This is a genomic window from Streptomyces niveiscabiei (assembly GCF_001419795.1).
In the GTDB taxonomy this organism is placed as follows: Bacteria; Actinomycetota; Actinomycetes; order Streptomycetales; family Streptomycetaceae; genus Streptomyces; species Streptomyces niveiscabiei.
In genome coordinates this window covers 1-1,420 of record NZ_LIRL01001222.1, presented here as the reverse complement: position 1 = coordinate 1,420, position 1,420 = coordinate 1, and the positions used below count along the sequence as shown (strand labels likewise).

General features: G+C 72.2%; 2 protein-coding genes. One reads left to right on the top strand and one right to left on the bottom strand.

All coding sequences use genetic code 11. The annotated features are described in order from the left end of the window. The first annotated feature begins 171 nt into the window (after positions 1 to 171). On the top strand, positions 172 to 816 hold the full coding sequence (locus AOK24_RS42330) for a DedA family protein (protein ID WP_055725187.1): 645 nt from the start codon (positions 172 to 174) through the stop codon (positions 814 to 816). A gap of 5 nt (positions 817 to 821) precedes the next feature. Here AOK24_RS42330 and AOK24_RS42325 read toward each other — a convergent pair whose 3' ends face one another. After that, a complete protein-coding gene (locus AOK24_RS42325; RefSeq protein ID WP_055725186.1) occupies positions 822 to 1,352 on the bottom strand; it encodes a gamma carbonic anhydrase family protein in 531 nt (176 codons plus the stop codon). Between the last annotated feature and the right edge of the window lie 68 nt (positions 1,353 to 1,420).

The window sequence follows — 1,420 nt, the reverse complement described above, 5'->3', positions numbered from 1 at the left end:
GGGGAACTGCGGCTGCGGGCGCGGGTGGAGGTGTGAGGCTCGGCTCGTGCAGACGTCCTTGAGGCGGCCGGCGGCGCGGTGGGGGCCCGGCCCTGAGGTGCGGCCCGCTCCACCCCCGCGCGTTCGGTAGGCTCGCGGAGTTCGTCGACGTCCAACGGAAGGAACCCCGCGGTGCACGTCCAGGAGTGGCTCGACTCGGTGCCTCCGGCCGCCGTGTACGCGGTGGTGGGGCTGGTCATCGGGCTGGAGAGCCTCGGCATCCCGCTGCCCGGCGAGATCATCCTCGTCTCGGCCGCGCTGCTCTCCTCCCAGCACGCGGGCGTCAACCCGATCGTCCTCGGCGCCTGCGCGACCGTCGGCGCCGTCGTCGGCGACTCCATCGGCTACGCGATCGGCCGCAAGGGCGGACGGCCGCTGCTCGCCTGGCTCGGCGGGAAGTTCCCGCGCCACTTCAGCGCCGGGCACATCGCGACCGCCGAGCGCTCCTTCGAGAAGTGGGGCATGTGGGCGGTCTTCTTCGGCCGCTTCGTCGCCCTCCTGCGGATCTTCGCCGGACCCCTCGCCGGGGTGCTGCACATGCCGTACTGGAAGTTCCTCACGGCGAACGTCCTCGGCGGGATCGCCTGGGCCGGGGGCACCACCGCCGTCATCTACTACGTCGGGATCGTCGCCGAGGACTGGCTCAAGCGGTTCTCGTGGCTGGGTCTCGTCCTCGCGCTGCTCATCGGGGTCACGTCGATGCTGGTGCTGAAGCGGAAGGCGAAGAAGGCGCAGGCGAGCGCCGAGGGCGCGGAGCCGGTTCCCGCAGCCGAGTGAACGCTCTAGCCGCCGTGAACTTCCCTGTGCGCCTTGGCCAGTTCGGCGTACGCCGTGCCGTTGAGCGTGACTCCGTCGCGCTCCTCGGCGGTCAGTTCGCGCCGCACCTTCGCCGGGACGCCCGCGACCAGTGAACCGGGCGGGACGACCATCCCCTGCGGGACCAGCGCCTGCGCGGCGATCAGTGAACCCGCCCCGATCACCGCCCCGTTGAGGACGGTCGCCCCCATCCCGACCAGGCAGTCGTCCTCGACCGTCGCCCCGTGCACGACCGCGTTGTGGCCGACCGACACGCGCTCCCCGATGGTCACCGGGAACCCGGGGTCCGCGTGCAGCGTGCAGTTGTCCTGCACGTTGCTGGCCGCGCCGACCGCGATCGACTCGACGTCCCCGCGCAGCACGGCCCCGTACCAGACGCTCGCGCCCGCCCCCAGCGTCACGTCCCCGATCACGCTCGCCGTCGGCGCCACGAACGCCTCGCCGTCGATCTTCGGCTCCCTGCCCCCGATGCCCGTGATCAGAGCCCGCTGCGTCATCGACGCCTCCTCGTGTCGCTGGTGTCACCGCACCGTACGCCACCGGGGGTGGGGTGAAGATCACAGGG